The 26,004-nt window shown below is 64.8% G+C and carries 18 protein-coding genes and 2 pseudogenes; 6 read left to right on the top strand and 14 right to left on the bottom strand.

The features are described 5' to 3' along the window. The first annotated feature begins 164 nt into the window (after positions 1–164). Positions 165–1,343: an MFS transporter gene (locus ACSQ22_RS12690; RefSeq protein ID WP_436130670.1), complete on the top strand. Its 1,179-nt coding sequence runs from the start codon at positions 165–167 to the stop codon at positions 1,341–1,343. On the opposite strand, the gene ACSQ22_RS12685 is transcribed toward ACSQ22_RS12690, so the two are convergent. After that, positions 1,315–1,764: a hypothetical protein gene (locus ACSQ22_RS12685; protein WP_436130509.1), complete on the bottom strand. Its 450-nt coding sequence runs from the start codon at positions 1,762–1,764 to the stop codon at positions 1,315–1,317. The genes ACSQ22_RS12690 and ACSQ22_RS12685 overlap by 29 nt on opposite strands. 110 nt (positions 1,765–1,874) lie before the next feature. On the opposite strand from ACSQ22_RS12685, the gene ACSQ22_RS12680 reads away from it, so the two are divergent. Further along, positions 1,875–2,240, top strand: a complete 366-nt coding sequence (locus ACSQ22_RS12680) for a MerR family DNA-binding protein (protein WP_436130508.1) — start codon at positions 1,875–1,877, stop codon at positions 2,238–2,240. A 201-nt stretch (positions 2,241–2,441) separates the two neighbouring features. Here ACSQ22_RS12680 and ACSQ22_RS12675 read toward each other — a convergent pair whose 3' ends face one another. The 8 genes from ACSQ22_RS12675 to ACSQ22_RS12640 form a co-directional block, all read right to left on the bottom strand. After that, complete coding sequence (locus ACSQ22_RS12675) at positions 2,442–4,073, bottom strand: SpoVR family protein (RefSeq protein ID WP_121419246.1); 1,632 nt, start codon at positions 4,071–4,073, stop codon at positions 2,442–2,444. Continuing rightward, a complete protein-coding gene (locus ACSQ22_RS12670; protein WP_436130507.1) occupies positions 4,070–5,338 on the bottom strand; it encodes a YeaH/YhbH family protein in 1,269 nt (422 codons plus the stop codon). Before ACSQ22_RS12670 ends, ACSQ22_RS12675 begins: the two co-directional genes overlap by 4 nt. Before the next feature lie 60 nt (positions 5,339–5,398). Then, positions 5,399–7,321, bottom strand: a complete 1,923-nt coding sequence (locus tag ACSQ22_RS12665; RefSeq protein WP_436130506.1) for a PrkA family serine protein kinase — start codon at positions 7,319–7,321, stop codon at positions 5,399–5,401. Between the two features lie 327 nt (positions 7,322–7,648). Further along, positions 7,649–8,860 (bottom strand): FAD-dependent monooxygenase, encoded by a 1,212-nt coding sequence (locus ACSQ22_RS12660; protein WP_436130505.1) that lies wholly within the window; start codon positions 8,858–8,860, stop codon positions 7,649–7,651. Positions 8,861–8,956: 96 nt separating this feature from the next. After that, on the bottom strand, positions 8,957–11,470 hold the full coding sequence (locus ACSQ22_RS12655; protein ID WP_055401741.1) for a putative bifunctional diguanylate cyclase/phosphodiesterase: 2,514 nt from the start codon (positions 11,468–11,470) through the stop codon (positions 8,957–8,959). Beyond that, entirely contained in the window at positions 11,467–14,787 is a 3,321-nt protein-coding gene (locus tag ACSQ22_RS12650) for an EAL domain-containing protein (RefSeq protein ID WP_436130504.1), read from the bottom strand. Before ACSQ22_RS12650 ends, ACSQ22_RS12655 begins: the two co-directional genes overlap by 4 nt. Before the next feature lie 160 nt (positions 14,788–14,947). After that, entirely contained in the window at positions 14,948–17,887 is a 2,940-nt protein-coding gene (locus ACSQ22_RS12645) for an aconitate hydratase (RefSeq protein WP_121507255.1), read from the bottom strand. Between the two features lie 214 nt (positions 17,888–18,101). After that, positions 18,102–18,509, bottom strand: a complete 408-nt coding sequence (locus ACSQ22_RS12640) for a hypothetical protein (RefSeq protein WP_436130503.1) — start codon at positions 18,507–18,509, stop codon at positions 18,102–18,104. A gap of 114 nt (positions 18,510–18,623) precedes the next feature. On the opposite strand from ACSQ22_RS12640, the gene ACSQ22_RS12635 reads away from it, so the two are divergent. Next, positions 18,624–19,505 (top strand): helix-turn-helix domain-containing protein, encoded by an 882-nt coding sequence (locus ACSQ22_RS12635; RefSeq protein WP_121508796.1) that lies wholly within the window; start codon positions 18,624–18,626, stop codon positions 19,503–19,505. 276 nt (positions 19,506–19,781) lie between these two features. Here ACSQ22_RS12635 and ACSQ22_RS12630 read toward each other — a convergent pair whose 3' ends face one another. From ACSQ22_RS12630 to ACSQ22_RS12620, 3 genes and pseudogenes are all read right to left on the bottom strand, one after another. Then, entirely contained in the window at positions 19,782–20,084 is a 303-nt protein-coding gene (locus tag ACSQ22_RS12630) for an H-NS histone family protein (protein ID WP_055393525.1), read from the bottom strand. Further along, a pseudogene (locus ACSQ22_RS12625) lies at positions 20,081–20,491 on the bottom strand (hypothetical protein); the annotation flags it as partial. The gene ACSQ22_RS12630 and the pseudogene ACSQ22_RS12625, both read right to left, overlap by 4 nt. Before the next feature lie 156 nt (positions 20,492–20,647). After that, positions 20,648–20,867: pseudogene (locus tag ACSQ22_RS12620) on the bottom strand (hypothetical protein); the annotation flags it as partial. 113 nt (positions 20,868–20,980) lie between these two features. Here ACSQ22_RS12620 and ACSQ22_RS12615 point away from each other — a divergent pair. Beyond that, a complete protein-coding gene (locus ACSQ22_RS12615) occupies positions 20,981–21,823 on the top strand; it encodes a symmetrical bis(5'-nucleosyl)-tetraphosphatase (protein ID WP_436130502.1) in 843 nt (280 codons plus the stop codon). Positions 21,824–21,839: 16 nt separating this feature from the next. Here ACSQ22_RS12615 and ACSQ22_RS12610 read toward each other — a convergent pair whose 3' ends face one another. Together ACSQ22_RS12610 and ACSQ22_RS12605 are read right to left on the bottom strand one after the other, a co-directional pair. Beyond that, positions 21,840–22,886, bottom strand: a complete 1,047-nt coding sequence (locus tag ACSQ22_RS12610) for an FAD:protein FMN transferase (protein WP_436130501.1) — start codon at positions 22,884–22,886, stop codon at positions 21,840–21,842. A gap of 11 nt (positions 22,887–22,897) precedes the next feature. After that, positions 22,898–23,308, bottom strand: a complete 411-nt coding sequence (locus ACSQ22_RS12605; RefSeq protein WP_055393536.1) for a c-type cytochrome — start codon at positions 23,306–23,308, stop codon at positions 22,898–22,900. Between the two features lie 238 nt (positions 23,309–23,546). Here ACSQ22_RS12605 and ACSQ22_RS12600 point away from each other — a divergent pair, with 238 nt between their 5' ends. Both ACSQ22_RS12600 and nosZ read left to right on the top strand, forming a co-directional pair. Continuing rightward, the gene (locus ACSQ22_RS12600) at positions 23,547–23,903 is read left to right on the top strand and encodes a DUF2946 family protein (RefSeq protein WP_436130500.1); all 357 of its coding nucleotides are present in this window, start codon (positions 23,547–23,549) and stop codon (positions 23,901–23,903) included. Positions 23,904–23,924: 21 nt separating this feature from the next. Next, positions 23,925–25,850 carry a TAT-dependent nitrous-oxide reductase gene (nosZ, locus tag ACSQ22_RS12595; protein WP_436130499.1) on the top strand — a complete coding sequence of 642 codons (1,926 nt, stop codon included), beginning with the start codon at positions 23,925–23,927 and terminating at the stop codon, positions 25,848–25,850. Positions 25,851–26,004: the final 154 nt, after the last annotated feature.

Below are 26,004 nucleotides of genomic sequence, written 5' to 3'. Positions count from 1 at the left end.
CGGCAACCCGTGCGATTCACGCGAGACAGCGGTCACCGCCCTGTCCATGTACGCTCGAAACGGGGCAGCCTGTTGCCACCCCTTTTTGGAGACCCACCACCGTGCAGGTGCCCCCGCCCCCCACACCCACTACCCCACTGCTCCCCCTCCGCGCCGCCTGGGCCATGCTGCTGGCACTGGTGACGGGTTTTGCGCTGAGCCAGGCGTTTCGCACCATCACGGCCATCATGGCAACGGGCCTGCGGGCAGAGTTCGGCCTGTCGGCGCAGGCGCTGGGCGTGTTTGCCGGCGCGTTTGCATTCGCCTTCGGGACCATGCAGCTCTTCATGGGCATCGGCATCGACCTCTATGGCGTGCGGCGCACGCTGCTGGTGGCGTTTCCGCTGGCGATTGCGGGCTCGGTGCTGTCGGCGCTGGCGCCCGGCTATGGCGCGGTGCTGCTGGGGCAGGTGCTGATCGGCGTGGGCTGCGCGCCCGCGTTTTTGGTGTGCACGGTGTTCATTGCGCGCTACTTTCCGGCCAGCCGGTTTGCGATGGTCTCGGGTGTGGCCATGGGCGTGGGCGGGCTGGGCATGTTGTTCACGGGCACGCCACTAGCGTGGCTGGTGCAACTGTCGTCGTGGCGCATGGGCTTTGCGGTGCTGGCGGGTTTTGCGGCGCTGGCCTGGCTGCTGATCTTCTGGAAGGTGCACGAGCCGGTGCAGCCCACGCACAACGCGCCCCCGCGCGAATCGGTGCTGCAGGCGGTGCGCGGGTTTGGCGCGCTGTTCTTGCTGCCGCACACCGCCGGAATCATGCTGCTGGCGCTGACGACGTATGCCTCCTTCCTCACGCTGCGCGGGCTGTGGCTGGGGCCGCTGCTCATTGAGCGGCATGGCTATTCGCTGGTGGCCAGCGGCAACGTGGCCATGTTGTCGTCGCTGGTGTCGCTGTTCACACCGGCAATGTTCGGGCGGCTCGACCCGGGGCCTGGCCAACGCCGCCGCTGGATCACGGGCTTCACGGTGCTGCTGGCAACCCTCTTCGGTGCCATCGGCCTGCTCCACGCCGAGTGGCTGGACGTGGCGGGCTCCATCGCGGTGGGCCTGTTGTCGGGCTACATGGTGCTGCAGTATTCAGACGTGCGTTCGGCCTACGCACCCGCCGTCACCGGGCGCGCCATGGCGGTGTTCACGATGGCGCTGTTTCTGGGCGTGGCACTGATGCAGTGGGTGACCGGCGTGGCAGCCTCCATCGCCGCCGCACAGGGCGCAGACCCGTATGTGGCTGTGATGCTGACCATTGCCGCCATGCTGGCGACAGGCGCCCTGGCGTTCAGGTGCCTGCCGGTGCCAGCACACTGACCCGTGCTGGGGACGTGCCCGCCACGCGCCACCACTGCAGCACACCAAACAGCAGCTCAAACAGCGTGAAGCCCAGCACGATCACATTGGCGCCGTGGGCCACGGCATAGATCTGCCAGGCCGCAAACAGAAACCGCGCCACGCCATCCAAGCGCCCCAGCAGCAAGCTGGGCGCAACCATGCGCGCGATAGACCACACCACCACTACCGAGCCGAGCAGGTTGGCCAGCAACATGTGGGTGGTGTCCAACGGGTGCAGGGTGCCGGGCAGGCCCAGCACGGCGGCCAACATGCCCAACTGGGCATACAGCCACGCAAAGGTCCACGGCAGCACAAAAGGCCAGGTCACCAGCAGGTCGTACCAGCCGCTGGCGCGCACGATACGCAGGTAGCGCGGAGTGGGAATTGAAGATAAGGGCATGAGGATCAACCTGGGGATGAAAGAAGCCCCGAGGTTCAGCCCTGAAGTACGCTTCAGGGTCAAGCCCCTTCCAGGGGTGGCATTTGTTTTCACGCCACAAGGAAACCCCCATGCTGATCGGTGAACTCGCCAATGCTTCCGGCCTGAGCCGCGAGGCACTGCGCTTTTACGAACAACAAGGCCTCATCCGATCGCGACGCCTGGCCAATGGCTACCGCGACTACCCGGCCGAAACGTCGATGCTGGTGCAGTACATCCGCACCGCGCAGCAGCTGGGCTTTACGCTGGCAGAGATTGGCGACCGGCTGCCCGCCATCTGGGACGCCGCCGACCCCGGCCCAGCGCTGACCCAGGTGCTGGCAGTGAAGCTGCAGGAGATCGACGCACGCATTGCCGCGCTGCAGGCCCTGCGCCAGACTCTGGCCGAGCGGGTGGCCACGGACTGCCCACTGCGTGGGGCCGCTGCCGCCGCCTGAATGGCGCAATGGTCCCTCATCGTCGGCAGCCTCCAAAACACCAAGCAAAAACAGGCCTTAGCGCTTATCCAACGAGCGTATCCAGCTATATATTTAATAGCAATCTTCCTGCAAAAAATGGGCGCTGGCCCATGGCGCGTACAGCAGGTCTGCAGGCGCGCATCGCGCTGCCACCTCCCCCCCCCGCTCAGCCCCTGTTGTTCACGCGGCCGATGAGGCCACCGAGTGCAGCAGCACGGGGTGGTTGCCATCGGCATCCACACTCTCGATCTGCACCCCAAAACCCCACAGGCGCGCCACATGCCGCAGCACCTCCTGCGTGTCGTCGGCCAGCGGGCGGCCCTGGAACTGGGTGTGGCGCAGGGTCAGGCTGCGGTCGCCGCGCAGGTTCACGTTCCAGACCTGGATGTTGGGCTCGCGCGTGCCCAGGTCGTACTGCTGCGACAGCATCTGGCGCAGGCGGCGGTAGCCGTTCTCATCGTGGATCTCGCTGACCACCAGCTCGCGCTCGTTGGCATCGTCGTGCAGCGCAAACAGACGCATCTCGCGCATCAGATGCGGGCTGAGGTACTGGCCGATGAAACTCTCGTCCTTGAAGTTGCGCATGGCGTGGTCCAGCGCGGGCAGCCAGGGTGTGCCTGCGATGTCGGGGAACCAGTGCCGATCCTCCTCTGTGGGGTTCTGGCAGATGCGCTGGATGTCGCGGTACATGGCAAACCCCAGCGCATAGGGGTTGATGCCGCTGTAGGCGCGGTGGCCCACGGGCGGCTGGTAGATGACGTTGGTGTGCGAGCCCAGCCATTCGATCATCACCCCGTCGCTCAGGTAGCCCTCGTCGTACAGCGTATTGAGCAGCGTGTAGTGCCAGAAGGTGGCCCAGCCTTCGTTCATCACCTGGGTCTGGCGCTGCGGGTAGAAATACTGCGCGATCTTGCGCACGATGCGCACGATCTCGCGCTGCCAGGGTTCCAGCAGGGGCGCGTTTTTTTCGATGAAGTACAGGATGTTCTCTTGCGGCTCCTGCGGAAAGCGGTTGTGCTCCTGCGTGGCATCCTCCTTGCCGGGACGCATGGGCAGGGTGCGCCACAGCTCGTTCACCTGCTGCTGGGCATAGGCCTCGCGCTGCGCGCGCTCCAGCCGTTCGCGCGCCAGGTTCTTCTTGGAGGGGCGGCGGTAGCGGTCCACTCCAAAGTTGGCCAGCGCGTGGCACGAATCCATGAGCCGCTCCACTTCGGCCATGCCGTAGCGCTCTTCGCACTGGGCCACGTAGTCCTTGGCATACACCAGGTAGTCGATGATGCTGGACGCGTCGGTCCACATGCGAAACAGGTAGTTGCCCTTGAAGAAGCTGTTGTGCCCGTAGGCCGCATGCGCAATCACCAGCGCCTGCATGGCGGTGGTGTTCTCCTCCATCAGGTAGCTGATGCAGGGGTTGGAGTTGATGACGATCTCATACGCCAGCCCCATGTGCCCGCGCCGGTAGCGCCGCTCGGTGGCCAGAAACTCCTTGCCGTAGCTCCAGTGCCGGTAGTTCACCGGCATGCCCACGCTGGAGTAGGCATCCATCATCTGCTCGGCGGTGATGATCTCCAGCTGGTTGGGGTAGGTGTCGAGGCCAAAGCGCTCTGCCGTGGCGGCAATGGCGGCGTGGTAGCGCTCGATCAGCTCAAACGTCCAGTCGCTCGGGTCGGGCAACGGCTCGGCAGGCCGCGCGCCCGCAGGCAGGGGCTGGCCGGGCACGGCGCGGTGGCGGCGCTCACCCACGGCGGCGGCCTTCCAGGGGTTGTCGCTGATGCGGCGCTCCAGCACGGGATACTGCACAACGTTGTTCATGCGGCCACCCCCTCTTTCTTGAAGAGGTCGCGGAACACCGGGTAGATGTCGCCGGGTGCGGCGACCTTGCGCATTGCAAAGTGGGAGAACAGCGGCATCAACTGGCTGTACTCGTCCCACAGGTTCTGCTCCTCTTCTGCCACCTGCACATAGGCAAAGTAGCGCACCAGCGGCAGGATCTTGTCCACCAGCAGGTTGCGGCAGATGCCACTGTCGTTGGTAAAGTTGTCGCCATCACTGGCCTGGGCCACGTAGATGTTCCAGTCGCCCTGCGGATAGCGCGCACGGATGATCTGGTCCAGCAACGCCAGCGCGCTGCTGACCACGGTGCCGCCGCTCTCGGTGGAGTGAAAGAACTGCTCCTCGCTTACCTCGGCCGCCTGGGTGTGGTGGCGGATGAACACGATGTCGATGGTCTCGTAGTGCCGCGTAAGAAACAGGTACAGCAGGATGAAGAACCGCTTGGCCAGATCCTTGCGCGTCTCGTCCATGGAACCCGACACGTCCATCACGCAGAACATCACCGCCTGGCTGCTGGGCACTGGCACCGGTGTACGCGCACGAAAGCGCAGGTCGATGGGGTCGAGGTACGGAATCTTGTCGATGCGCGCCGTCAGCGCATCGATGCGGCGCTGCAGCTCGGCCACCGCTTCGCTCGTGCCGTCGTCCTGCGCCAGCAGGGCGTCCAGCTCGGCCTGCAGCGCCAGCAGCTCGCGGTGGGTCGACTTGCCCAGCGCAATGCGCCGCCCCAGCGCCCCGCGCATGGTGCGCAGCACAGCCAGGTTGTTGGGGATTCCATCCTGGCTGTAGCCCGCGCGGCGCGACTTCCACTGCGGGTTCTCGCCGATGTGGGTGCGCAGCAGGTGCGGCAGCGCCAGGTCTTCAAAAAAGAGCTGCATGAACTCTTCCTTGGTCAGCGTGAAGGTGAAGTCGTCCTCGCCCTCCCCACTGTCGCTGGCCTGCGAGCCGCGCCCGCCCGCTCCGCCCAGGGGCCGTTCGATGCGGTCGCCGCGCACATGTTCTGCGTTGCCGGGGTGCACGGTGTCTCGGATGCCGCCTTGGCCATGGTGGAACACGGGCTCGCTGATGTCCTTGCGCGGTATGGTGATGCTCTCGGCCTGCTCCATGTCGCGGATGCCGCGCTGCGAGACAGCACGGCGCACCGCGTCCGCGATCTGTTCCTTGTAACGGCGAACAAATCGCTCGCGGTTGCCCACCGACTTGTTCTTGCCAGCGAGCCTGCGATCGATGATTTGCAATGCCATCCGTTGCCCCCATGCATGAACCAGCGCCCGCAGGGCTGCGCTGGCAATCCAGTCCCTTGATCAGCTGCTCTTGCGCACACGCAAGTACCACTCACACAACAGCCGCACCTGCTTGGGCGTGTAGCCCTTGTTCACCATGCGGGTGACAAAGTCCTCGTGCTTGCGCGCCTCTTCGGCGCTGGCCTTGGCGTTGAAGCTGATCACGGGCAGCAGCTCTTCGGTGTTGGAGAACATCTTCTTCTCGATCACCAGGCGCAGCTTCTCGTAGCTGGTCCAGCTGGGGTTCTGGCCCTGGTTGTTGGCGCGCGCGCGCAGCACAAAATTGACGATCTCGTTGCGAAAGTCCTTCGGGTTGGCAATGCCTGCAGGCTTCTCGATCTTTTCCAGCTCGGCGTTGAGTGCGCCCCGGTCGAACACCTCGCCGGTGTCGGTGTCGCGGTACTCGTTGTCCTGGATCCAGTAGTCGGCGTAGGTCACGTAGCGGTCAAAGATGTTCTGGCCGTATTCGCTGTAGCTCTCCAGGTAGGCGGTCTGGATCTCCTTGCCAATGAACTCGGCATAGCGGGGGGACAGGAACTCCTTGATGTAGCTGGTGTACTTGGTCTCCAGCTCGGCAGGGAACTGCTCGCGCTCGATCTGCTGCTCCAGCACATACATCAGGTGCACCGGGTTGGCGGCCACTTCGGCACTGTCAAAGTTGAACACCTTCGACAAAATTTTGAACGCAAAGCGGGTCGATATACCCGTCATGCCCTCGTCCACGCCTGCGTAGTCGCGGTACTCCTGGTAGCTCTTGGCGCGCGGGTCGGTGTCCTTCAGGCTCTCGCCGTCGTACACCTGCATCTTGCTGAAGATGCTGGAGTTCTCGGGCTCCTTCAGCCGCGTGAGGATGGCGAACTGCGCCATCATCTTGAGCGTGCCCGGCGCGCACACGGCGTTGCCCAGCGACGACTCGCGGATGAGTTTTTCGTAGATGCGGGTCTCTTCACTCACGCGCAGGCAGTACGGCACCTTGACGATGTAGATGCGGTCCAGAAACGCCTCGTTGTTCTTGTTGTTGCGAAATGCCTTCCACTCGCTCTCGTTGCTGTGCGCCAGCACCACGCCGTCAAACGGAATGGCGCCAAAGCCCTCCGTGCCCTTATAGTTGCCCTCCTGCGTGGCCGTGAGCAGCGGGTGCAACACCTTGATGGGTGCCTTGAACATTTCAACGAATTCGAGCAGGCCCTGGTTGGCCAGGCAGAGGCCTCCGCTGTAACTGTAGGCGTCGGTGTCATCCTGCGCAAAGGTTTCTAGCTTGCGGATGTCCACCTTGCCCACCAGGCTGGAGATGTCCTGGTTGTTCTCATCGCCCGGCTCGGTCTTGGCAATGCCCACCTGCTTCAAGATGCTGGGGTAGCGCTTGACCACGCGGAACTGGCGGATGTCGCCGCCAAACTCGTCGAGCCGCTTGACCGCCCACGGCGAGAGCACACGCTGCAGGTAGCGGCGGGGGATGCCGAACTGTTCCTCCAACACGGGGCCGTCCTCCAGCGCATCAAACAGGCCCAGCGGCGATTCGTTCACCGGCGAGCCCTTGAGCGCATAGAAAGGCACCTTCTGCATCAGGTGCTTGAGGCGCTCGGCGATCGAACTCTTGCCGCCGCCCACAGGGCCCAGCAGATAAAGAATCTGCTTGCGCTCTTCCAGCCCTTGCGCAGCATGGCGAAAGAAACTCACCACCTGCTCGATGGCGTCCTCCATGCCGTAGAACTCGGCAAAGGCCGGGTAGCGCTTGATGACCTTGTTGGCAAAAAGCCGTGACATGCGCGGGTCATTGCGCGTGTCCACCATATCGGGCTCGCCAATGGCGGCCAGCATGCGCTGGGCGGCCGTGGCGTAGGCCATGGGATCGCGCTTGCACTCGGCGAGGTACTCGTCAATCGACATTTCCTCTTCGCGGCTACGGGCATAACGCGCGGCGAAACTGCTGATGGCATCCATACGACCTCCTGTGGCGGCACCCCCGGCGTGCTCGGGTGGTGCCACGGTGTTGCAGTGGGAATCGCTACCGGCTTGGCCCTTTGTAGCACCACGGCGTGCGGTTGAACAGCAAATTCGCTGGCGCATCCGTTGCCTTTTCGGGGCTTTGCACACACAGGGATAGAGCGTGGCACACTGCGCAAAGTTCATCCCGCGCAGCGCATGCAGGGGTTGCCCCGGATAGGGAATATCCTGACAACCTGGCGGCGCTGTTCACCCACCCTGCAGGGTCATGAACCGGGCGACTCGGGGCGGGCAGTTACCACCACCCCGACCACTGCAATGAACTCACAACGAACTGGCGCTGGAGCCATCGCCCCGGTACAACCAGGGCACATCCAGCAACCGCTCGCCCAGCAGGCGCAGCGACAGATCGCGGCCCCAGCGCACAGGCCCGGTGGCATGGAAGATGCGGCCGTTGCGGATGGAGCGCGCCTGCACCCGGGCGTTTCGCTCCCAGCGGTTAAGGGCGTAGCGGGTAAGGCGCAGCGGCACGTCCAGGTCGTGCATGGCCAGCGCACGGTGCAGCTCGGCCGCGTCTTCAATGGCCATGCCAGCGCCCTGGGCCAGGTAGGGGCGCATGGGGTGGGCCGCATCCCCCAACAGGGCCACCAGGCCTTGCGCCATCTCGTCGGCAGCGCGCACCTGAGGGCGGTCGCACAGCGGCCACAGGCGCCAGCCGGGGCCACCGGCGGCACCTACGCTGCGCACGACATCCTGCAGCGCCGTGCAGGTGCCTTGCAGGGCGTGCTCCAGGCCCGCAGCATTGGCAGCGTGGTCCCAGTTTTCCAGATCGTGCGGCGCGGGGCCTTGCACAATGACGACGATGTTCTGCAGCTCGCCCCGGCGCACGGGGTACTGCACAGCATGCAGGCGCGGACCCAGCCAGGCGGTGACCTGGCCTGTGCGCAATGCATCGGGCAGCGCATGCTGCGGCACCAGCGCGCGGTAGGCCAGGTGCCCCGTCACGCGGGGCGGCACGGCACCGAGCAGCTGGGTGCGCGTGCGGCTCCACAGACCATCGGCACCAATGAGCGCATCGCCTTCCACCTCCTTGCCCCGGCTGGTGCGAACAGTCACGACGCCCTCGGCATCGGTGAATCCGTCGATGGCGTGCTCCAGATGCAACTGCGTGTCGGTGTATTTGGTCACCGCGGAAAGCAGCAGGCCATGCAGGTCGGCGCGGTGGATGGTGGCGTAGGCCGCACCATAGCGCTGCACCGCCGTGGGGCCCAACGGCAGCACGGCCAGTTCCTTGCCACTGACGGCGTTGCGCACCTGCAAGCGGCTGGGGAACGCGGCCACCGCCTGCAACGGCTGCTGCAGGCCCCAGGCCTGTAAGCGGCGCACTACGTTCGGCCCGATCTGCACGCCGGCGCCCACTTCGCTGAATGCTGCCGCGCGTTCATACAGCCGCACATCCCACCCCGCGCGCGATGCGCCCAACGCGGCGGCCAAGCCGCCAATGCCGCCACCGGCGACCAATACCTGCTTCTTCATGCACCGATTGTGCCGTGCGGGCGTGCCTGGGTGTTTGTCATGGCGCAGGGGCGCTGCAACCACATCCAGACACCACACCACGCCATACGTCGCTCGTCACAGCGCAGGCCGCAGCGCCCGCTCCAGAACCTCTGGTGGCATGGGGCGGCCAAACAGGTAGCCCTGGAACGCCTGGCAGCCATGGCGCTGCAGGAACTCCAGCTGGCCCGTGGTCTCCACGCCTTCGGCCACCACGGCCAGGTCCAGGCTGTGCGCCAGCGCAAGAATGGTTCGCACGATGGCGGCATCGTTGGGGTCGGTCTGTAGATCGCGCACAAAACTCTGGTCAATCTTGAGCTGGTCCAGCGGCAGGCGCTTCAAGTAGCTCAAGGAGGAATAGCCGGTGCCAAAGTCGTCCAGCGAGAAGCCCACACCATAGCGCCGCAGGTACTCCATGCGCGAGATCACATCCTCCACATCGGCCAGCAGCAGGCTTTCCGTCAGTTCCAGCTTCAGGCGCTCGGGGTTGGCCCCGCTGGACTGCAGCGAGCCCAGCACCTGCTCCACAAAATCGGGCTGGCGAAACTGCCGCACGCTCACGTTCACCGACAGGAAGAACTGTCGCGTGAGCGAGCTGCGTGACCACACCACCAGCTGCTCGCAAGCGGCCTGCAACACCCATTGCCCCAGCGGCAGGATGAGCCCTGTCTGCTCGGCCAGCGGAATGAATTCAGCTGGCGACACCAGCCCACGCCGGGGGTGCTTCCAGCGCACCAGGGCTTCTGCGCCCTGCAGGCGGCCCTTGCCGTCCACAACGGGCTGGTAGTACAGCACCAGTTCCTTGTCTTGCAGACCTCGGCGCAGATCGGCCTCCAGGGCCGCGCGGTTGCTCACTGCGGCCTGCATGTCAGGGTCGAAGAAGCGCTGGGTGTTGCGCCCTGCAGCCTTGGCCTGGTACATCGCCAGGTCCGCGTGTTTGAGCAGCTCGTCCACACTCACGGTCTGCTGGCCAAACAGCGCAATACCGATGCTCGGGGTGCTGTGGTGGCTGGTATCGCCCAGCGCGTAGGGCTTGCCCAGCGTGGTGGCGATATGGCTGGCCACCAGCGCGGCCTCGGCACTTGCGTGCGGGCCATCGGCACTCAGGCCTTCCACCAGCACCACGAATTCATCGCCGCCAAACCGTGCCACGGTGTCAGCCTCGCGCACGCAAGCCTTCAGACGCTGGGCCGCCTGCACCAGCAGCTGGTCGCCTGTATCGTGGCCCAGGGTGTCGTTGAGGTCCTTGAAGTTGTCCAGGTCGATGAACAGCAGAGCCCCTTGCGCGCCTGAGCGTGCCACGGCCGCCGTGGCGCGCTGCAGCCGGTCCACCAGCAAGCGGCGGTTGGGCAGGCCGGTGAGCACATCGTAAAACGCCAGCTGCTCGATCTGGCTCTCGACCCGCTTGCGCTCGGTAATGTCGCGGCCCACGCCCCGGTAGCCCCACAGGGCGCCCTGCGCGTCAAACACAGGCACACCGCTGACCGAGATCCAGTGCATGCTGCCATCGGGCCGCTGACGCTGCAGCTCCAGGTCGCGAAACGGCTGGTGGGCCTGCAGCACCGCGCGGTGCGCAGCCCAGTCGGTCTCGGTCATGTTGAGCGCGCCGATCTCCCAGCGCGTGCGGCCCATCACGTTGGACAGCGGGATGCCATTGACGCTCAGGTCGCCCGCCAGCTGCACAAAGCGCCCTTCGGCGTCATGCTCCCAGTACCAGTCGGACGACAGGTCACTCAGCGATCGAAAGCGCGCCTCGCTCTCGCGCAGCTCGTTCTCAACGCGCACGTAGTCGCTGACATCGGCAAAGGTGCGCACGAGGCCCCCATCGGGCAGCCCGGTGGTGCGCACTTCAAACGTGCGGCCATCGGATGTGGTGCGCCAGTAGACGGCGGGCGCAGGCGCCACGGCCCCCCCTGCCACGTAGTCATGCCCGCGCCGGTCCACCAGGCGGTGGCCTTCGCCAAAGTCTCCGCGCTCGGCCTGGATGCGGGTCAAGTCGGCCAGCGTGGGCCGCGTGGCCATCAGCGATTCGGGCAGATTGAGCAGTTCCAGCACACGCTGGTTGTAGACGGTGATGCTGCCATCCGGCGCCGTCTTGAAGATGCCCTGGCTCATGCTGGCCAGGGTGGCCTGCAGGGCCGTGCGCTGCTCCTGCAGCAAAGTTAGCGCTTCTTGCCAGATGCGGGCGTCCACCATGCGCACGGGCTGGCCCTGCCCCTGGGCTCCCTGCAGCAGCACGGCCAGACGGTGCAAAAGCTCCGGCAGGTGTGCCACACCATCTGCCTCGCGCACCATGTAGTCACCCAGCCCGCAGCGAAACGCGCGTGCGGCCAATGCCTCCTGGTGGGCGTCGATGCACATCAGCACCGGACGGCCCGCGCACAGCTCCAGCACGCCAGGCAGGTCCTGCACTGAAGGCTTGAGGCACAACACCACGGCATCCCAGGCCTGCGACGCCAGCGGCGCCCGGGCGGCCTCGGGCGTGGGGCTGTTCACGACACGCCAGTCGGGGTAGCGGGTGGCGATCAGATGCCGCGCTGCCGCTGCATGCTGCGTGTCGCTGTCCACCCAGAGAATGCCCGGCTCGGTCATGGCTTGCGTCCTTCCGGCAGGGCCAGCGCGGGCTGGGCAAACAGGCCCAGCTGGTGTTCGCGCGCAAACACATCCATGGGTACCGGGCGCCCAAACAGATACCCCTGAAACCCCTCACACCCATGCAGCCTCAGGAAACTCAGCTGCCCCGTCGTCTCCACCCCCTCGGCCACCACCTCCAGGTCCAGGCTCTTGGCCAGCGCCAGGATGGTCCGCACAATCGCCGCGTCGTTGGGGTCCGTCAGCACGTCCCGCACAAAGCTCTGGTCGATCTTGACCTGGTCCAGGGGCAATCTCTTGAGGTAGCTCAAGGAGGAGTAGCCGGTGCCAAAGTCATCCAGTGCAAAGCCCACGCCTTCGCTCTTGAGCTGCACCATGCGTGCGATGGTGTCTTCGATGTCTCCCAGCAGCAGGCTTTCGGTGAGTTCGAGCTTGAGTTTGCGGGGGTCTGCGTGGTGGTTCTTGAGGGTCTGCAGCACTTCGGCCACGAAGCCCGGTTGCCTGAACTGCCGGGCGCTGACGTTGACCGAGATGGACAGGTGGGCGGTGGCTTCGTGCTGGCCCCAGCGCTGCAGTTGTTCGCAGGCGGTTTGCAGCACGTATTGGCCTAAAGGGAGGATCAGGCCGGTCTGTTCGGCCAGGGGGATGAAGTCGCCGGGGCTGATCATGCCGCGCTGGGGGTGGCGCCAGCGCACCAGGGCTTCTGCGCCCATGAGCTGGGATTGGTGGTCCACGACGGGCTGGTAGTGCACCAGCAGTTCGCCCCGGGCCAGGCCCTGGCGCAGGTCGGCTTCCAGGTTGGAGCGGGCGTTGACGGCCGCTTGCATGTCGGGGTCGAAGAAGCGCTGGGTGTTGCGCCCTGCCGCTTTGGCCTGGTACATGGCCAGGTCTGCGCGCTTGAGGAGTTCGTCCACCGTGAGGCGTTCGTCGCCAAAGAGGGTGATGCCGATGCTGGGGGTGCTGTAGTGCTGGGCGCCGTCGAGCTCAAAGGGCTGGTTCAGGCTGGCCAGGAGTTTCTCGGCCACGGTTTCTGCCTGGGTGGCGGCGTCTTGCAGGTCGGGGGCCAGGGCTTCGAGCATGACGACGAATTCGTCGCCGCCAAAGCGGGCCACGGTGTCGGCTTCGCGCACGCTGCCCACCAGGCGGGTGGCGACCTGGGACAGGAGCTGGTCGCCCATGTCGTGGCCCAGGGTGTCGTTGAGGTCTTTGAAGTTATCGAGGTCGATGAACAGCAGGGCGCCGAGGTTCTTGGTGCGCTGGCAGGCGGCGATGGAGCGTTGCAGGCGGTCCAGCAGCAGGCGGCGGTTGGGCAGGCCTGTGAGGGCGTCGAAGAAGGCCAGGCGCTCGATTTCTTGTTCTGCGCGCTTGCGGTCTGTGATGTCGCGGCACACCCCCAGCACCCCCGTCACCCGGCCGGTCAGGTCACGGATGGGGGTCTTGATGGTCTCGAACTGGCCTCGGTAGCCATCTTCGGCAAAGGTCAGTGTTTCTTCGTAAACCAGCGGCTGCCAGGCCTGCATGGCGCGTTGGTCGTATTTGCGAAAGCGCTCAGCCTCGGCGGGGGCCACCAGGTCAAAATCGTTGCAGCCCACGATCTGCCGCTCCGACCTGCCCGCAAATCGCTCGAACACCGGATTGACGGACAGGTACACGCCGCTGGCATCCTTCAAGAACACCATGTCGGGCATGGCGTTGACCACGCGGGCCAGATGGGCCTTCTGGTCGGCCAGCTCGGCCTCCACGCGCTTGAGCCCGGTCAGATCGTAGGCAAACAGCACAACGGCAGGCACGCCTTGCTCGGTAACGCTCTCGGGCGCGATGGTGGTGTGGCGAACCTGCAGGCCGTCAGGCCCGTCCATGCGGTTCTCGAACACGGCCGTCTCGCCCGCAAAGGCCTTGGCGAAATGGGGCTGCATGCGGGCGAAAACATCGGCCGGGATCACCTCCTGCAGCAGGCGGTCTTGCAGCTCCTCGGGCTTGCGGTAGAGCCAGCTGGCCTGCTGCGCATTGACATACAAGACGCGCAGATCCCGGTCCAAGCGCGCCACACCGCCGGGCACCTGGCGCAGCATGTTGGCCATCAGGGCTTCGTGGGCATGCGCAGCCTCCTCGGCCAGGCGGTGGGCCGTGATGTCGGTCTGTACACCATCCCACAGCACACGCCCGTCGTCGAGCAGACGGGGCGATGAACTCAGGTGCATCCAGCGTATCTGGCCATCGGTGCGGCGCACGCGAAAAACGGCCTCCATGCTGGTCATGGTCAGAAAAGACTGCCGCTCGGCCTGTCGCAGGCGGTCGATGTCTTCGGGCAACACCTGGCGATACAACACCCGGAAATCGGCCATGACCTCTTGCACCGTCACCCCATTGAGCCGCTCGATCGCATCGCCCATGTGCACAAAGTGTGAGCTGCCATCCAGCTCGCGCACCACCTGGAACAACACGCTGTGGGGCAGGTTGCGCCCAAGCAGCGACAGACGCCCTTCACTCTCGCGCAGGCGCCGCTCGGCCTCCTGCACACGGGCGAACGGCGCCCGTATGCCCGCATCAAAAACGGCCTGGTACAACAACGCATACGCCAAAACCCGCAGACCGTGCGCCAACGGCCCCCCGATGGACGAATGCCCACCCATCAGGCCCACCACCAGCTCCCCCCCCAGAAAGGCCACGGCTGCCCAGGCAAACACCCGTTCGCGCCGGCCCGGATTGCGGTGGAGCCATACTGCGGCTACGCCCAGCGCCACCACGAGCACAAAGGCCAGGTATTGCCGCAATGACCCGCCCGCTGCAGCGGCAAACCAGCCCGGCAGGGGCCCCATGGCCGAGCCCACCAGCAGCAGCGCCACCACGCCCGAGGCGGCCAGCCAAACCTTGGCCGGGCCGGGCATTGCCAGCCGAGCGGCTGTGAGCAGCAGGGTGACGACTTCGACCACCCGCGCCCAGCTGCTCAGCCACAGTGAGATGTGGGCCGTGCCCGATGGCATGTGCACGGGCGTGGAATGTGCCAGCACGCCGTGCAGAAAATTGCACACCGCCGCGACACCAAAGCCTGCCACCAGCACATTGGCCCGGGCCTGCTCGGACGGGTCCAGTGTGTGCAGGGATACCGATACCACCAGCAACCCCAACAGAACCGCCACCAGTTCCATAAATGGCTCCAGGCCGTGCTGGGAACCCGCCCCCGGCCCCAGCATCTGGGCCACTGGCACGATCACCAGCGTCAATGCTGCGACCACCAGCACCACCGTCAGGGCGGGCGCATCCGCCCACGGTGAACGCGCAGGCGGAGTGCGGGTGGGAGAGGACGACAGCGGCATGGTCTGGAGTGTTTCTACCGGGTTCTACATAGCGTCACAAGTGTATCGACGAGTAAGGCGCGGGGGTGCGTGTTTCCCCCCACCATCGGGCTCCATGCAAAACGGGGCCGAAGCCCCGTTGCCGACGATGCCGGTGCCCTGCACCGCCGACAGGGCAGTGTCACCCCTGCAACAACTGGCGCAGCACAAACGGCAGGATGCCGCCGGCCTGGTAGTAGTCCACCTCGATGGGCGTGTCGATGCGCAGCGTGACGGTGACTTCCTGGCGCGAGCCGTCCGCGCGGCGGATGACCAGTTGCGCGTCGCTTTGTGGCGTGAGCGCCGGGTCGGGCACCACATCGATCAGCTCATTGCCCGTAAGGCCCAGCGTCTCCCACGATTCGCCCGCCTTGAACTGCAGCGGCAGCACCCCCATGCCCACCAGGTTGGAGCGGTGGATGCGCTCAAAGCTGCGCGCCACCACGGCCTTGATGCCGAGCAGCTGCGTGCCCTTGGCGGCCCAGTCGCGGCTGGAGCCGGTGCCGTATTCCTCGCCCGCAAAGATCACCGTGGGCGTCTTTTGCGCCATGTACTGCATGGCGGCATCGAAGATGAACATCTTCTCGCCCTGCAGCGCGCCTTCGTTCTGGAACACGGTCACCCCCCCCTCTTCGCGCGAGCCGTCGGCTGTGGGCGGGATCATCAGGTTCTTGATGCGCACGTTGGCAAAGGTGCCGCGCACCATCACGTCGTGGTTGCCCCGGCGCGCGCCGTAGCTGTTGAAGTCGGCCTTTTGGACGCCATGCTGCCGCAGCCACTGGCCAGCGGGTGAGCTTTCCTTGATGGAGCCTGCGGGCGAGATGTGGTCAGTGGTGATGGAGTCGCCAAACAGCGCCATGATGCGGGCACCGATCACCGATGGAAGTTTGGCATCATTTTGGCCTCCAGCGCTTGATGGATCTGCGTTAGCAGCTCCTTTTTCAAGAGCGAACTGTGCAAAAAACGGAGGCTCTGCAATGTAGGTGCTGGCGGGCCAGGTGTAGGCGGTGCCGCTCACGCCCTTGATCTTTTCCCACAGCTTGCCAGGGTCGGTGGCCACCTTGGCGTAGTTCTCGCGGAAGGCCTTGCCGTTCATGGCGAACTTGAGCAGGGCGTGCACCTCTTCGCTGCTGGGCCAGATGTCGCCCAGGTAGATGTCCTTGCCACCCTTGCCCTTGCCCACCGGCTCGGTCATCAGGTCCTTGAGCACCGTGCCGGCGATGGCATAGGCCACCACCAGCGGCGGACTGGCCAGGAAGTTGGCCTTGAGGTTGGGATGGATGCGCGCCTCGAAGTTGCGGTTGCCCGACAGCACCGCGGCACACACCAGGTCGTTGCTGGTGATGGCCTCGTTCAGCTCGGGCGTGAGGTCGCCCGCATTGCCGATACAGGTGGTGCAGCCGTAACCCGCCAGCGCAAAGCCCAGCTTTTCCAGGTAAGGGAGCAAGCCGGTCTGCGTGAGGTATTCGGTGACGATGCGCGAGCCAGGGGCGAGCGAGGTCTTGATGTGCGGCTTGACCTTGAGCCCCGCCTCCACTGCCTTCTTGGCCAAGAGGCCTGCGGCCAGCAGCACGCTGGGGTTGCTGGTGTTGGTACAGCTGGTGATGGCGGCAATCAGCACGTCGCCATTGCCCACGGTCACGTCACCCGTGCGGCTGGCTTGCTGGGCGGGGACTTCGGCATGCGCGGCCGCCAGCGTGGGCTTGTTCTGCTCCATCTCCACGATGAATCGCGGTGCACCCGATGGTGCTGGCACCTCTGCCGGAGCGCCCACATCGACAGGAGCATCACTGGCCCGGACATGGTGGCGCGTGTGCAGCAGCTCGGCCGGGCGGTTGAAACCATTTTGTGCATTGGGCTTGCTGAACAGGTCGGCAAACTGGCTGCAGACCTTGCCCAGCTCGATGCGGTCTTGTGGGCGCTTGGGGCCAGCCAGGCTGGGGGTGACGCTGCCAAGGTCGAGCTTCACCACCTGCGAATAGTCCACCTCGCCCGCCAGCGGCACGCCAAACAGGCCCTGGGCCTTGAAGTAGGCCTCAAACGCTTCGATCTCGGCCTTGGTGCGGCCCGTGCCCTTGAAGTAGTCGATGGTCTTTTCGTCCACCGGGAAGAACCCCATGGTCGCGCCGTATTCGGGTGCCATGTTGCCGATGGTGGCCCGATCGGGCAACGCCAGGGTGCGCGTGCCTTCACCAAAAAACTCCACGAACTTGCCCACCACCTTGTGCTGGCGCAGCAGTTCGGTCACCGTGAGCACCAAGTCGGTGGCGGTCACGCCCTCGCGCAGCTGGCCCGTCATCTCAAAGCCCACGACGTCGGGCGTGAGGAAGTACACCGGCTGGCCCAGCATGGCGGCCTCGGCCTCAATGCCACCCACGCCCCAGCCCACCACGCCAATGCCGTTGATCATGGTGGTGTGGCTGTCGGTGCCCACGAGGGTGTCGGGGTAGTACACACCGTCCTTGCGCTTGTGCACGCCGCGCGCCAGGTATTCGAGGTTGACCTGGTGCACGATGCCAAAGCCCGGCGGCACCACGCCAAACGTGTCGAAGGCCTGCATGCCCCACTTCATGAATTCGTAGCGCTCGCGGTTGCGCTGGAATTCGAGCTTCATGTTCAGGTCGAGCGAATTCTTCTTGCCGTAGTGGTCGACCATGATGGAGTGGTCCACCACCAGGTCCACGGGCACCAGCGGCTCGATCTTCTTGGGGTTCTTGCCCAGTTTCACGGCCACGCTGCGCATGGCGGCCAGGTCGGCCAAGAGCGGCACGCCGGTGAAGTCCTGCAGCACCACGCGGGAGACGACAAACGGAATCTCGTCGGTACGCGCGGCATTGGGCGCCCAGTGCGCAAGCTGTTGCACATGCTCGGCGGTCACCTTGCGGCCATCGCAATTGCGCAGCACCGATTCGAGCACGATGCGGATCGACACTGGCAAGCGCTGGATCTGGGGGAACTGCTTGGCCAGCGCGGGCAGCGAGTAGAACTGGCCTTCTTTGCCAGACGCCGTTTTGAAACTCTTGAGGGTGTTGGCAAACGCGTGGCGGGCGGGCTTGGGCGACAACTTGCGTGATACGGCCATGGCAAACTCCTGTGAAAGGCAACAAAGCCTATTCTGGCAGTCCTGCATGGCGGTGCAATCGTGGGGCTATGCAAACGCGGCCCCCAACCCTGTGTGGCGTGGTCGGGTCGCCCGATCCACGCCACCCGTGCCCGATATCGGCATAAAAAATGCCCCTGGCGCTTGATGGACAAGCGCAAGCAGCTATATTTTCAGGAGCAAACAACCATCTCCATCACGCCGCAGCCCAGGTTGGCAGGCGGCGCACGCCAAACCACTGCAGCTCGGCCAGCATGGCCACCGAGACCACATGCACCAGCAAATAGGCCTGGCCCAGCAAGGTGGGCGTGAGCGTGGAGCCCAGCAGCAGCAATAGGCTGGCCAACGCCCAGGCCAAGTTGCCCACGATCAGCACCCACAGCCAGCCACGCGGCATGGGCTCAGACCGGGCAATCGCTATCGCCAGGGCGGCATAGCCCATCAGCATGGCGCCCGTCACCTGCAGCAGCCCGGGCGGCAGGCCCAGCCACTCGGCCAGGGGCGCTGTCAGCAGCAGGTGCAGGGCACCGAGTAGAACCCCCGTGGAGGCATCGAACCAGACCACGGCACGCAGGAATCGAGGGGAGGACATCAGCTTGAACATGGAAAGCTCCTTGGTTGAGGAAGAAAGAAGGCTCCATCGTTCCCGCCCTGGCGCACCGCGTCGATGACCTGCCAGGTAATGGCCCGTGTGCGGTTAGCGCCTAGGATGGCGGCCATGACCTCCACCGCACCGTCCTCTCACCGCTCTCCACGCCATCCTTTGCCGCACCGCGTGGCACCGGCGGGGCCCACCTCGTTTGGCGACCACCTGCGCACCTGGCGCCAGCAGCGGCACCTGAGCCAGCTGGAGCTGGCCGACGAGGCGGACATCTCCACGCGCCATGTGAGCTTCATGGAAACCGGCCGCACCAACCCCAGCCGCGACATGGTGCTGCGCCTGTGCGAGCGCCTGGCCATTCCACTGCGTGAGCGCAACGCCCTGCTGGTGGCCGCCGGCTACGCCCCCATGTACCGCGAACGCGCGCTGGACGACCCTGCGCTGGCCGCGGCGCGCCAAGCGGTGGAACTGGTGCTCAAGGGCCACGAACCCTGCCCCGCCATTGCCCTCGACCGCTGCTGGAACGTGGTGGCCACCAACCGCGCCGCGCTGGCCCTGCTGTCTGCCCACGTCAGTCCCGAACTGCTGGCGCCACCTGTCAACGTGTTCCGGCTGAGCCTGCACCCCCAGGGGCTGGCGCCGCGCATCGCCAATCTGGCGCAATGGCGGGCGCACCTGTTTGAACGCCTGCGCCAGCAGATACAGGCCACGGCCGACCCGGCACTGATCGCACTGCAGGCAGAACTGCTGCAATATCCCGCCCCGCCGGAATCCGATGCCCTGGTACTGGCAGGTGAAATGCTGGGCGTGGTAATGCCGTTCTGCTTTGAAAGCGTGCATGGAATGCTCTCCCTCATCAGCACCACCACGATATTCGGAACGCCGGTGGATGTGACCTTGCAGGAGCTGGCTGTGGAATCCTTCTTTCCGGCGGACGATTTCACGGCACAGGTATTGCGCAAGATTGCGCAGGAAAACCCCGGGGTTGCAGAAGGCTGAACGTAATGCCTGTGCACTGTGAGGGTGCAATCAATGCGCGCAGTGCAAAATTAAAACGATGACCATCCGATTCACCAAATGGCTCCACAAAGTACATTGCGCTGCCGATAAATCGCAGACACTGCGCGCGAAGTTACCGCACATGCATTTCCTGTTCGTCGCACAGTGCGTACAGTTGTCGAGGCGCCACCCGCCTGAGCACCTTTTGTCCTGGCCAAGAGTAGCCCATTAAAAAAGCCCGCATCAGCGGGCTCTTTTAATGCAGGGCAAAGACCCTTAAATCACAAACTTTTCGCGGTTTTCGTTTTGAATCCACTTGGGAGCCTTGCCACGGCCTGTCCAGGTTTCGCCGGTGGCGGGGTTGCGGTATTTGGGCGCCACCTTGGTGCCGGCCGTAGAACTGCGGCCTGTCTTGCCAGACGCCTTGCCGGTGGGGAACACGTCTTGGGCAGTCAGCCCATATTCGGCCACCAGTGAGCGGACCTGCGACACAGCGTCCGACAGTTCCCGGCGCCGGGCTTCACTGATTTGTTGCTCAAGGGCTTCGCGCTGCTTCAACAGTTCTTTGTAGCTGGTCATGGTGTCTGGATTTTGGATAAGGGTGAAGACCCGCGAATTATAAGAATAATGTGCCTTTTTTGTGCAACCACTTTCAGAATTTCATTAAAAATTCTTGGCATTAACCCCCAACACCCATTGATGCATGGTTTGCGTCTGGCTGAACAACCGGGGTATTGATGCTTGCTGGAGGCGACCGCGGTTCCGTCTTCTGGCTGGGGCAATACGTTGTCGATACGATTGCATTCCAGCGCCAGCACCTCAAATACCCAGCCCATGCACCGAATGCGGTCGCCCACTTCCATCAAATGCCCCGTTTCTTCCCTCAAACGGGCCGCCCGCGTGTTATAGCGACCACGGCCCTCACCCGGTAAATTGCGAATATCCAGGCGCGCCTTGAGTTCCGACACCGGTATCCAGGGATGACCTGCATAACTCCCCGCGGTCTGTGATAGCGCGGCCTCGGGCGGTTCGCTGCGTTGCTTTTCTTGCCAATAGCTGGGCTATTGGCAAGAAAAGACGCCTTGCGTCCCATCCCGATCCGCACTACCACCGCCTCGCGAGGGTTATGCAGGACATCCCCAGCCATCCAACAGCCAGCCTCCGTCATCGCGCTGCGGGGCCCAGGCATCGCGGCCCCCCGGGCTGCAATTCAACGGGAATGGCTTTCAGTAAATGGCGCGGGTCATGGTGCATTGCGCCACACCATATTCATCGCCCACAAACACCATGCGCCCAGAACGGCGCCCGTAACTGCTCCAGCAACTCCACCCCACCGAGGGTTTCGGGCAGAAATTTCGCCGCCCGTCCATGCGGACACCGCGCGTCCCCGGCCTCAACGCCCAGCTCCGGCACATGCTGAGCAAGGTCGGCGACGCGATCAGCAGAAAATCCGTGCTTCACTCATAAAGATCACCATGGCGCATTACTGTATCGGCGACATCCAGGGCTGCGACGCCGCGCTGGGCCGCCTGCTGGACACCATCGGCTTTTCCCCTAGCCGCGACACGGTCTACCTGCTGGGTGACCTCGTCAACCGAGGGCCTGACTCGGCCGCCGTGCTGCGCCGCTGCATGCGCCATGACGACGCCATCCGATGCCTGCTGGGCAATCACGACCTGCACCTGCTGGCCGCCGCACACGGTGCGCGCAAGCCCTCGCGGCGCGACACACTGGGCGCGGTGCTGGACGCCCCCGATCGCGCTGCCCTGCTCGACTGGGTGCGCCAGCAGCCCCTGGCCCGCACCCACATGCATGCGGGGCAAACGCTGCTGATGGTGCATGCCGGTGTGCTGCCCACCTGGACGGCCGCAGAGACTCTCGCGTACGCGGACGAAGTCCATGCAGTACTGCGCGGCCCTGACCTGCCCGATTTTCTGCACGCCATGTACGGCAACATCCCCGACCGCTGGAGTGACGACCTGACCGGCACGGATCGCCTGCGGGTAATCGTGAATGCGCTCACCCGGCTGCGCTTTTGCTCGGCCGACGGCGTGATGGATTTTGAAAGCACCGAAAGCGCCAGCGCCGCCCCTCCCGGCCTCATGCCCTGGTTCGATGTGCCGGGGCGGCGCACAGCGGGCACGTTGATGGCTTTCGGTCACTGGTCCACGCTGGGCTGGCTCAACCGCAGCGATCTGCTCGGGCTGGACACAGGCTGCGTGTGGGGCGGCTGCCTGAGCGCCGTGCGTTTTGGCGCGACACTGGCCGAGCGTGAGCTGCTGCAGGTGCATTGCGAGCAGGCACAGGCCCCGGGCTGAATAAACCGCAGCAGGTTCAGGACGGCACTGGCTCCAGCAATGCCGACATCGCGGTGGACTGCCAGACACCACCGTCCTGCCCGGCGATCAGCACGGCCAGCCCCGGCATGCGCTGCGCCAGTGCCCTGCCCGCCTGCGGGCCCTGCACCATCAGCGCGGCGCCCAGTCCGTTGACGGCCGCCACGTCGCGCGCCACCAGGCTCACGCCATGCACGCCCGATGCCGGGCGCCCTGTTCGCGGATTGAGCACATGGTGCTGGCGCTGGCCTTGGTGGAAGAAGAAGCGTTCATAGTCGCCCGACGAGGCCACCACACCGGCGCCCGCCACGGCCACAACACCCAGCAGGCGCTCGGGGGAACGCGGGTCGCGCAGCCCCACACGCCAGGGCCTGCCTTGCCACAGCCCGTGGGTCAGCACGTCGCCACCACCGTTGATCATGGCGTTCTCAACCCCTTCGGAGCGCAGCATGTTCATGCCGGCTTCCAGGATCGGTAGCTTGGCGATGCCCCCCAGGTCCAGCGCCATGCCCTGGCGGGCCAGGAAGGCCGTGCCAGCGGCCACGTCCAGCACCAGGCTGCCCGCATCCACCAGGGGCAGTTGCCGCGCGATCTCGCTGGCCCCGGGCACCACCTTGTCGCCAGGGCCAAAGTTCCAGGACTTGAAAGCCCCCACGGTCACATCAAAGGCCCCACGGCTTGTTGCCGACACACGCTGCGCACCCTGCAGCACCGCCATGACCTCGGCCGGAACCATCACTGGCGTCACGCCTGCAGCCAGGTTGATACGACTGACCACGCTGCGGGGTTGGTAGCGGCTCATGAGCGCTTCCAGCCTCTGCATCTCTGCATAGGCCCGGTCCATGGCGCGGCGCAGCTGCGGGCCATCAACGCCCTCCACCGCCATATCCACCTGCGTTCCCATCAGGGGACGCGAGCTGCGTTCAGACACCACCCGTGCGCCCGCTGACGCGCCACCACCCCAGACCGCACCACCCAGCAAGGGCAATGCCATCACCATGCGACGACGCGACAGACCCTGAGGGGGCAGAGAAGCTTGCTGCATGGCGCCTCCGCTCAGAGCGACTTGTCGGCCATGTAATCCACGGCGGCCTTGACCTCGGCGTCGGTCAGATTGGCGGAGCCCCCCTTGGCAGGCATCATGCCTTTCGCCCCGGTAAAGCCCTCGATCGCGTGCTTGTACATCGTGTCCTTGCCCTGGGCAATGCGCGGGCCCCAGTCGGCCTTGTCGCCCGGCTTGGGGGCACCGGCCACGCCAGCGGCATGGCACATGGCGCAAGTCTTGCCAAACACGCTCTTGCCCAGTTCGTTCTCTGCGGCAGCCGGTGCGGCGGGGGCCGCTGCGGGCGCTGGGGCCGTCACCGCAGCGGGTGCAGCCACCGGAGCAGGTTCCGACTTCTTGTCGCCACAACCGGCCAGCAGTGTGGCCAAGATCGCTACGGCGACCATCACGGTTTTCTTTTGCATCGCATACATCCTGTTCTTGGGGGTTAAAAAAAATCTGAGAGGGCCTGTGGCTGCGCGAGAAATGCGACGAAATGCGTCCAGCACCTGGCCTGAAAAAACCTACGGGCATTGCACAGGCACCGCTTCAGACTGGTGCATTGACTGTAGGTGCAAGAAGCACTTTTGGGCAGAGGCGAGCGCCGCCAAAGCATGATCCAGATCAAATTGATTCATATTACGTGAATCTATTATTCGTGCCATGCAAAGCCATCACAACCTGCGAACACTGCGCCTTTGGGTGCTGGCGTGGTTTGTCATGGCGCTGGCTGCTGCGGTGGCTTCACCGCTGGTAGTGCCGCGAAGCATGGAGCTGGTCTGCTCCGGCACAGGCAGCGCCAAGCTGGTGGTGAAGACCGCTGAGGGCCTGGTAGCGGCAGACGCCACGGGCCTCGATTGCCCTGTGTGCCTCGCGGCCGACACGCCACCCACCACCCATCTCGCAGCGGCAACCACTGCTGCAGCCCCCACCTTCCAGCCCCGTTTTCACACACCACTTTTTCCACGCACAGGGGTGGCGTTCAGACCCCCTGCACGCGCACCACCCCTTTTCAACTGAGCGATCCCAAAGAGGAAAACCATGACCGAGAGAAAAGACAGTCACCTTCCCGCTGCTGGCCTGGGCCGACGCAGCTTCATCAACACGGCGGCCCTGGTCGGGCTGACTGCAGGCGTCGCCGCATGCAACGAAAAGCCCAGCGCTGCAACGCCTGCGGCCCCCGCCCCTGCAGCACCTGCGGCCAGCCATGCCGCCGCTGGCGCCAACGTGCACCTCAAGCCCGGCGAGCTGGACACCTACTACGGCCTCTGGAGCGGCGGCCACACGGGCGACATGCGCGTCCTGGGCCTGCCCTCGGGCCGCGAGATCACCCGCATCCCCTGCTTCGTACCCGACGCCCTGGTGGGCTGGGGTATCACGAATGAATCCAAAGCTGTGATGGGCACCAAGGCCGATGGCAGCCTGAAGTACACCGTGGCCGACACCCACCACACACATGCCTCGTACAAGGACGGCAACTACGACGGCCGCTACGCCTGGATCAACGACAAGATCAACAGCCGCATCGCGCGCATACGCCTCGACTACTTCGTGTGCGACAAGATCACCGAGCTGCCCAACGTGCAGGGCTTTCACGGCATCTTCCCGGACAAGGCCGACCCGGTGGACCCTGCCATCAACTACACCACGCGCGTGTTCTGCGGCGGCGAGTTCGCCATCCCCCTGCCCAACACGGGCACGGAAGACTCGGGCAAATACCGTTCGATGTTCAGCTGCGTCGATGCAGAAACGATGGAAGTGCGCTGGCAAGTGCTGATCGACGGCAACTGCGATCTGGTCGCCACGTCATACGACGGCAAGCTGGCCGCCACCAACCAGTACAACGTGGAAATGGGCGCGAAGTACGAGGACATGATGTCCGCCGAACGCGATGCCTGCCTGTTCTTCAACGTGGGCCGCATCGAGGCTGCCGTGAAGGCTGGCAAGTTCAAGACCATCGGCACCAGCAAGGTGCCCGTGGTGGACGGCACCCATGAAGCCAACAAGGACCCCAAGACAGCACTCACCGCCTACGTTTCGGTGCCCAAGAACCCCCACGGCGTGAACGCCAGCCCCGATGGCAAATACTTCATCTGCGCCGGCAAGCTGTCGCCCACCGGCACCGTGATCGAGCTGGCCAAGGTGCTGGACTATTTCGACGGCAAGCTCGAAAAGCTGGACTCCGCCATCGTGGCCGAAGTGGAGCTGGGCCTGGGCCCGCTGCACACCGCCTTCGACGGCCGTGGCAATGCCTACACCACCCTGTTCCTGGACAGCCAGGTCGTGAAGTGGAACGTGGAGGCTGCCATCAAGTTCCACGCGGGCGACAAGACCGCCAAGTACGTGGTGGACCGCCTGGACGTGCAATACCAGCCGGGCCACCTGAACGCCTCGCAGTCCGAGACCAAGGCCGCCGACGGCAAGTACCTGGCCGTGGGCTGCAAGTTCTCCAAGGACCGCTTCCTGCCCGTGGGCCCGCTGCACCCCGAGAACGAGCAGCTCATCGACATCTCGGGCGAGAAGATGGTGCTGATGGCCGACCACCCCGTGCGCGGCGAGCCCCATGACTTCATCATCTTCAAGCGCGACCTGGTGCGCCCCAAGCAGGTCTACACGCTCGACGAGTTCCCGCTGGCGGTCAAGGACCCCAAGGAGTCCGGCGTGTTCCGCAGCGGCAAGAAGGTCACGGTGAAGATGACTTCGCAAGCCCCGGCCTTCAGCCTGCGCGAGTTCAAGCTCAAGAAGGGTGACGAGGTCACGCTGATCCTGACCAACCTGGACAAGATCGAAGACCTGACGCACGGCTTCGCGATTCCGAACTACAACGTGAACTTCATCGTGAACCCGCTGGAGACCAAGTCGGTGAGCTTTGTGGCCGACAAGCCCGGTGTGTTCTGGTGCTACTGCACGCACTTCTGCCATGCGCTGCATTTGGAAATGCGCACTCGGATGATCGTGGAGGGGTGATAGGGCGATCCCCCTGAGGCACTGCGCGCCTTCCCCCTTCTCTCGGCTTCGCCGGGAAGGGGGACGATGCACTCGCTGCGGGGCGGCCCTTGCTCTGCATCCCTGGCCTGGGGCGCGCCAGTTGCGACGACTGCGCTCCACTTCGCATCATATT

Source organism: Acidovorax sp. LjRoot38, from assembly GCF_964252975.1.
GTDB lineage: Bacteria > Pseudomonadota > Gammaproteobacteria > Burkholderiales > Burkholderiaceae_C > Acidovorax > Acidovorax facilis.
This window is presented reverse-complemented; position numbering and strand designations above follow the sequence as displayed.